Source organism: Streptomyces sp. NPDC026538 (assembly GCF_055567535.1).
In genome coordinates this window covers 366,026-373,572 of record NZ_JBVHQG010000010.1, presented here as the reverse complement: position 1 = coordinate 373,572, position 7,547 = coordinate 366,026, and the positions used below count along the sequence as shown (strand labels likewise).

The 7,547-nt window shown below is 69.1% G+C and carries 5 protein-coding genes and 1 pseudogene; 4 read left to right on the top strand and 2 right to left on the bottom strand.

Translation table 11 applies throughout. The annotated features are described in order from the left end of the window. Positions 1-234 (top strand): annotated as a pseudogene (locus ACZ4N4_RS35160) (SAM-dependent methyltransferase); the annotation flags it as partial. 228 nt (positions 235-462) lie between these two features. Here the strand turns inward: ACZ4N4_RS35160 and ACZ4N4_RS35155 are convergent. Further along, complete coding sequence (locus ACZ4N4_RS35155) at positions 463-1,671, bottom strand: lipocalin-like domain-containing protein (protein ID WP_467596473.1); 1,209 nt, start codon at positions 1,669-1,671, stop codon at positions 463-465. A 751-nt stretch (positions 1,672-2,422) separates the two neighbouring features. Between ACZ4N4_RS35155 and mgtA the strand changes: the two genes are divergently transcribed. After that, positions 2,423-5,083 carry a magnesium-translocating P-type ATPase gene (mgtA, locus tag ACZ4N4_RS35150; RefSeq protein ID WP_467596470.1) on the top strand — a complete coding sequence of 887 codons (2,661 nt, stop codon included), beginning with the start codon at positions 2,423-2,425 and terminating at the stop codon, positions 5,081-5,083. 120 nt (positions 5,084-5,203) lie between these two features. Here mgtA and ACZ4N4_RS35145 read toward each other — a convergent pair whose 3' ends face one another. Beyond that, positions 5,204-6,145, bottom strand: coding sequence for a slipin family protein (locus tag ACZ4N4_RS35145; RefSeq protein ID WP_467596467.1), 942 nt, complete (start codon positions 6,143-6,145; stop codon positions 5,204-5,206). 206 nt (positions 6,146-6,351) lie between these two features. Between ACZ4N4_RS35145 and ACZ4N4_RS35140 the strand changes: the two genes are divergently transcribed. Together ACZ4N4_RS35140 and ACZ4N4_RS35135 are read left to right on the top strand one after the other, a co-directional pair. Next, positions 6,352-6,531 carry a hypothetical protein gene (locus ACZ4N4_RS35140; protein ID WP_467596464.1) on the top strand — a complete coding sequence of 60 codons (180 nt, stop codon included), beginning with the start codon at positions 6,352-6,354 and terminating at the stop codon, positions 6,529-6,531. 666 nt (positions 6,532-7,197) lie between these two features. Continuing rightward, complete coding sequence (locus tag ACZ4N4_RS35135; RefSeq protein ID WP_467596461.1) at positions 7,198-7,539, top strand: hypothetical protein; 342 nt, start codon at positions 7,198-7,200, stop codon at positions 7,537-7,539. The last annotated feature ends 8 nt before the right edge of the window (positions 7,540-7,547 follow it).

Genomic DNA, 7,547 nt, shown 5'->3' with positions numbered 1-7,547 from the left:
CAGGACGACGAACGCAACCGCAGCCGTTACGGCCGCCATGCTGATCACTACGGCAGCTATGGCGTGTTCGAAACCGGCGACGGTGCGGTCTGCCGCCACCACCCCCGCGAATGGTTCTCTACCCTGCTCACCGAGTTCCAGAACGTCGACACCCGGACCATCACGGTGCCCACCATGAACGGGCACGAGTCAACAGGGATCCAGATCCTCGCCCGCAAGCCCACATCAGCATGAACGCAGCTCAGATCCAAGGGTATTGACAATTACTCGCGGCCCTCATCGCCCGGCTCGTCGTGGCAGTGCAGGGAGCCGTGCGCCAGCCTGGCTGTGCACCTGTGTGACTTACCGCACAGAGAGGCAGACGCGGTCAGGGATTCGGCGCCCGCTATCGATGCCCGAGTTGAGTGGGGGCACCGTAGTGCCCCTGTTCACCGGAGTACTCAGCCCACCGCGGATCAGCTTCTAGGAGCTGCCGCTCGGTTTTGGCTGCTGGGATGACATCTCGGGGAAGCTCTTCGTGAGGTTGGTGGGCAGTTCGAGGAACGCCTTGCCGATGATCGGGCCGGTGAGGGAGTCCTTTCGGATCCAGGAGGCTCCCTCGTAGAGGGTGATGCCGCTGGTGCCGTAGGGCTTGTAGCCGAGCGGCATCTCGTAGGACTCGAAAATCGGGGTGTAGTACCACGTCCCGTAGGGCGTGGACAGACGCGCGTACACGGGGTAGTTACGTCCGGAGACCGGCGACTTCCAAGTCTGCAGCGGGACCCATTGGACCGCCTCTCCGAACCCGTACTCGGGGTTGGCGTTCGGGGTTCCGTGCATGTAGCGGCCGATGTTCAACAACGGCTTGTTCTGCTGGTCGTACCACTGGCGGAAAGTGAAGATCGAGCCGTCGTCGAACTGGATCGCCGACCACACGTAGGCCGTGCCCCACGGCTGCTTCGAGATACCGAAGTTGCCCCACTGATGCTCCATCCACAGCGATCCGGTGAGGTGCCGTGTCTGGTTGCCGATGGTGACGGTTCCGGTGACGTTCTGCTTGGGAGCGCCGTAGTAGTAGGACAGCGATCGCATCGTCTGCGGGTCGGCCTTGCCCTGCCAAGGCGTGTTCTCGTTCTCCACGCCGAAGGGCGTCATGGGTGTGTAGCCGTAGGGGCTCTGCGTCTTGGTCTCCAGGTCCATGGTGATGGGCTGCTTGACGTTCTTGGCCCGACTCTTGAAGTGCAGGTTCCAGGTGTCCGGGGAGGCGCGGTAGACGGTCGTGAAGGTCGTACCGCTCTGCGAGACGCTGTACTGGAAGTCGTCGCGGGAGGTGGACTGTGGCGGAGCGATGGCCGTCAGCGGCGCGGTCAGGGTGTCGGCCGTCCACACGAAGTCGTGCGTCTTGAGGTTGCCCAGTGAGAAGTACGGGCGGTACTGGTATTTGCCGGGCGAGACACCCTCGTGGAAGACGTTGTAGAAGAGCCCGAAATCTTCGCCGGTGTCCTTGTCGGTGACGTACCCGGTCCAGTAGTGCCACTCCTCCAGCTCGCCGGTGTCGTAGAACGGGCCACCGTGCCACTTGTGGTCCTGCGGGAGGGTGTAGAGGGCCTGGGCCGATCTGGTGGCGATCCGGTCGCCGGACGCCTTCGACGACGCCCCGGTGGACTGGCTGCTGGCCTCGCCCTCCGCCATGACGGAACTGCACCCTGCCAATGGCGCAGCGGCCGCAACCGCCAGTCCCGAGAACAGGACGCGGCGCCGACGGGGGGCCGCACCGGTGGCATCGCCCATAGCGGGCTCGCCTTCCGCGGCGCTGTGGGCCGACGGTGTCTCCCCGCTCGCGTTCATGCGCTGTCCTCCGGCCACCACGCCAGTCACCGAAGGCAACCAGGCATTACCGTGTGTGATGTATGCCGTTACTGTAGGACGGCGGTGCATTCACGGCATCTCGAACAGGCGCCCCGATCGGCAGCCCCGGGCAGACAGCCGGAACCGAACGCTGCTCCGTCGATGACCACTCAGGTGAGTGCAGTGACGGATGGGACCACCAGAGTCTTCACGTGGGAGGTGGGGTGTTCTCGACTCCCCCGGCGTGCTCCGTCGGCGGACGGAGCTCGTGCAGCCCCCCGGCCGCCCCCTGCGCAGAGCGTTAGGACGTCGCTGCGCCGTCGCGGCACCCGCCCGGGACGCAGCTGTGCAGTGTGCCGGGATGAGGGCGGGTTCCTCGGTGATGCCTGCGGGTGCGCCACGCCGGGCGTCGGGCCGCGCTGGGCGTGCGATGCTGGAATCCTGGAGCGCGCCGGGCCTTCGGGCCCCGCGTTCTCACCGGCGTGACGGCCCCAGGGCGGCGATGCGTAATGACCGGGCAGCAGTGCCGGGATCGTGAGAACAGCCGGTACCAGGGTGTGCGGAAGGGTGCGCCCTGGCCGGGAGGCGGGGCCGGGTGACCGTCTCCGCTCCGGCGCAGGAGCCCGTGCTCGCGCCCGGGGTGATGTCGGCGGCGGCCCTGTCGGGGGACGATGTCCTGCGTGAGCTCGGCGTCGGCGCCGCCGAAGGTCTCGGCGGCGAGGACGTCGTACGACGGCAGGCGCGGTTCGGCCCCAACGCGGTCGCCACACACCACGCGCGGGTGTTCCCTGTGCTGTGGCATCAACTGCGCTCTCCCCTGCTCGGACTGCTGACGGCGGCCGCTGTCGCGTCCTTCCTGGTGGGCGAGCGAAACGACGCGGTGATCATCGGGCTGATCGTAAGCGCGTCCGTCGGGCTGGGCTTCGTCAACGAGTACCGGGCCGAGAAGGCGGCCGAGGCGCTGCACTCCCAGATCCACCACCAGGCCGTGGCGCTGCGCGACGGCCGGACGACCCTGGTGGACGTCACGGCACTGGTCCCCGGTGACGTGGTGGAACTGCGGCTGGGCGACATCGTTCCGGCGGATCTGCGGCTGCTGCGGGTCACCGGTCTGGCGTGCGACGAGTCGGTGCTGACCGGCGAGTCGCTGCCGGTGGACAAGAACCTCGCCGCGGTCGCGGCCGGGACCCCGTTGGCCGAGTTGTCCGGGTGCGCTCTCATGGGCACGGTCGTCCGGACCGGTTCCGCCCGGGGGGTGGTGGTGGCCACCGGGGCGCACACCGAGTTCGGGAAGATCGCCGCCGGGCTCGACACCCACCCGCTCGACACCGAGTTCCAGGTCGGCCTGCGGCGCTTCTCCCTGCTGCTGGTCTACGTCGCGGGCGCGCTGACCACCTCGATCTTCGTGATCAACGTCGTCCTGCACAAGCCGGTCATCGACGCGCTGCTGTTCTCCCTGGCCATCGCCGTCGGTATCACCCCGCAGCTGCTGCCCGCGGTCGTCTCGACCAGCCTGGCCGCCGGGTCGCGCCGGATGAGCCGGCGCAAGGTGCTGGTGAAACGGCTGGTCTGCATCGAGGACCTGGGCGATGTCGATGTCCTGTTCACCGACAAGACCGGCACGCTCACCATGGGCCGCATCGAGTACATGCGCGCGGTCCCCGCCGACGGCCACGGCTTTGAGGCGGTGGTGCGGTGGGGACTGCTCAGTACCGAGAACGCGACGCGGGACGCGCAGGACGTCGGCGGGAATCCGCTGGACCAGGCCCTGTGGCGGTCTCCGGCCGCCGCGGGCGAGCGGGCCGCGCTGGACGGGTACACACAGGTCGCGGTGGAGCCCTTCGATCACGAACGGCGCATGGTCTCGGTCCTCGTGCGGGACGGGGACGGGCGTTCGCGTCTGGTCACCAAGGGTGCTCCGGAGACCGTCCTGGACCGCTGCGTCGAGGTCCCGTCCGAAGCCCGTGCGGCGCTGGCGGCGGAGTTCGCCGCAGGGAACCGGGTGGTCGCCGTCGCCACCCGGCCCGTCGCCCCCGGAACGCAGACCGTCGAACCCGACAGCGAGCGGGAACTGAGCCTGGCCGGACTGCTGGTGTTCCTCGACCCGCCCAAGCCGGACGCGGCCACGGCGCTGCGCAGACTCTCCGGCCTCGGAATCGCGGTGAAGGTTGTCACCGGCGACAACGCCGCGGTCGCCGCCAAGGTCTGCCACGACCTGGGGCTCACGGACGCGGGCGCGATGACCGGCAGCGAGGTCGACGCCCTGGACGACGCACAACTGGCCGAGGCGATCACCAGGACCACCGTCTTCGCACGGGTGAGTCCCGAGGCCAAGGCCCGCATCGTGCACGCACAACGGCTCAGCCGCGGCGGCGTGGCGTTCCTGGGCGACGGCGTCAACGACGCACTGGCCCTGCACGCCGCCGACGTGGGCATCTCCGTCGACTCGGCCACCGACGTCGCCAAGGACGCGGCCGACGTCATCCTGCTGGAGAAGGACCTCGACGTCCTCGCGGACGGGGTGTCCGAGGGCCGCAGGATCTTCGCCAACACCATCAAGTACGTACTGATGGGCACGTCCAGCAACTTCGGCAACATGGCCTCCGCCGCGGGCGCCTCGCTGTTCCTGTCCTTCCTGCCGATGCTCCCCTCACAGATCCTGCTGAACAACCTTCTCTACGACAGCAGTCAACTCGCCATCCCCACCGACAACGTGGACGAGGAACAGCTGCGGAAGCCCTCGCACTGGGACATCGCCTTCATCCGCCGGTTCATGATCTCCTTCGGGCCGCTCAGCTCGGTGTTCGACTTCCTCACCTTCGGCGTCATGCTCTGGGTCTTCCACTCCGGGCCGGCCCAGTTCCGCTCCGGCTGGTTCGTCGAGTCACTGGCCACCCAGACCCTGGTGATCTTCGCCATCCGTACCCGGCGCGTCCCCTTCTTCCGCAGCCACCCCAGCCTGCCGCTGACTCTCGCCGCGCTCGGCGTCGTCCTGGTCGGCGCGGTGCTGCCGGCCACCCCGCTCGCCCACGCCCTGGGCTTCCAGCCGCTCCCCGGGGCGTTCTTCGCCGCGCTGGTCGGCATGGTCCTCGCCTACCTGGTCCTCATCGAAATCGGCAAACGGCTTTTCTACGGGGCCGTGGCAGTGGCACCTCCGGTTCCCCGGCACTACGCCGACCGTCGTCACCTGCGGCGCCGGGCCGGCCGCTTCAGCAGTGCCGCGCCCCGCCCCACGCCGGCCGACGGCCCGCCGTGATGCGGACCGTCGACCCGGCGGCGAGCGGCGGGGCGCGGACAGGGGAGGGGATCACCCTGCGGTGACCCGGCAGGCGCACATGCGCCTTGGGGCGCCGTGGGTTCGCGGCCACAGGGGCCCTCACCTGGTCTCGGGCGCCCCACTCGGTGCCGGCACGCGAGCCGAGTCGGTCAGGCCGAGGTCCAGTACGGGGGCGGGGGACGGCGGCGCCGTGGCGGGAGTCCCGAGGGCCGGTACGGGGGCGGGGGACGGCGGCACCGTGGCGGGAGCCGGCGGCACCGTTGTGGCGGCCGCGTTCGCTTCGCGGGCGAGGAAGGAGCCGAGTTCTCCGATGGTGCTCATCAGCGGTGCCGGGAAGACGACGGTGGTGTTCTTGTCCACGCCGATCTCGACCAGGCTCTGCAGGTTGCGCAGTTGCAGGGCGAGCGGGTGGGCCATCATCGTGTCGGAGGCGTCGCCCAGGGCGGCAGCGGCCAGGGACTCTCCCTCGGCGTTGATGATCTTGGACCGCTTCTCCCGCTCGGCCTCGGCCTGCCGGGCCATCGCGCGCTTCATGGACTCGGGCAGCTGGATGTCCTTCAGCTCGACCAGGGTGACCTCCACACCCCATTCGGCGGTGGTGATGTCGAGGATCTGGCGGATGTCCAGGTTGATGCGGTCCGTCTCCGACAGCGTCTCGTCCAGGGTGTGCTGGCCGACGACCTTGCGCAGGGTGGTCTGGGCGATCTGGTCGATCGCGGAGTTCACGTTCTCGATCGCGATGACCGACTTGACGGCGTCGACCACGCGGAAGTAGGCCACGGCGGAGACGTCGACGCTGACGTTGTCCTTGGTGATGATGCCCTGGGACTGGATCGGCATGGTGACGACCCGCAGCGACACCCGGTGCAGGGCGTCGACGAAGGGGATGATGAACCGCAGCCCCGGGGAACGTGTTCCGACGAGTCGGCCGAAGCGGAACAGCACCCCTTTCTCGTACTGCTTGACGACCTTCACGGCCATGGCGAGCGCCACGACGGCCAGTAGGCCGACCACGACGATGAGAACGATCAGGAGTTGCATGCAAGGCTCCTCGGGACGAGGACCACGGCGTTCGCGCGAGGTCCTGGACATAGGTCGGCGGAGCACGTGACGCCAGGGGGCGAGCACTCTGTGAGTGCTCGTGTCCCGTCGCGAGGAGCGCGATTCACCGGCACCGGGCACCCGATGCCGTACGGGCCTCGGGACCGGCCGTGTGTCCAGCATCGCCCGACGCGCACGCACACCGCATGGGCCGAACGGTCCACACCGTGCCGGCCCCCGCACAGGCGGGAGGTCAGCCCGGCACACCCACGCCACCGCCGGCGCAGGTCGCGGGCGATGCGGTCACGGTCGCCGAGGAGCAGGAGCTGTTCGGTGGCGCGGCGATGCTCGGCGATCTCCAGGGCGAGTGCGGCGTGGTCGGCTAATCCGGCGACCATGGCGACGGTCGCGTCGGCGAAGGCGGGACGACCGGGGAGACCGCCGACCAGATCCAGGTCTGCCGACCGGCTCACCCGGTGGATACGACACGGGCGCCAGAGGCCTGGCGGATGTCGACCCGGGTCTGACTGCCTCGCCGAGGCCGTGGAGGTACTGGCGCCCCTCGCCCCGGCCCTGGCCTCCAGGCCGCGAAGGCTGCTTCCGCCAAGGCGTCCCAGAATCACGACGACCCCCTGCTACCGATCGACCGGATCGCCGCGGACCGCAACGGATCCCCCGAGCGGAGGCCCCCGGTCGTTCGCAACGGGTCCCCCGAACGGAGGCCCCCGGTCGTTACTGAAGCCATTGGGCCGTTCGAAGGAGTTGAGGCAGCGAGACAGCCAGGAGTCTCACGGACCGTCAGCTGCTTTGTCGCGCTCTCAGCGTGATTCCAAGCTGGGGCAGGGCCGGCGCCCAGGCCCCTCCCCTGTGTCAATGGCTCATACAAAGGAGAGTCACGGATATATCTGCATTTAGTAACGCGAATCGTGTCCTTGGTCTGGCGTCGCCGTGGAGGGCCACAGTGTGGGGCCTCGGCACCGAGCCGGGAATTACGGATTGCACGCCCGGCCCCCACCAGGGGTCCATGTGCACGAACGTGAGGTGACAGATTCATGTCTGTTTCTCGTACGGCGGTCCGCCTGATCGCCACCTGTGTGGCTTCGGGCGCGCTCGTCGGCGCGGCCGCCATGCCGGCCCTGGCCGCCGGAGCCGGCCACGACCGCGACCACGGGAGGGGTTACTCGCACAGTCACAGGAGCCACCACGACCACGACGGCCACTTCCGCGACCATGACCGAGACCGGGGCCGGGGCTGGGACCGCGACCGGGGCCGGGGCTGGGACCGCGACCGGGGCTGGGACCGGGGCCGCGACCGGGACCGGGACCGGTACGAGCACCACGGCTGGTACAGCGACCGGCACCGGGGTCAGGAGCGCTACCTCGGCCACCGCTAGCCCGCCTT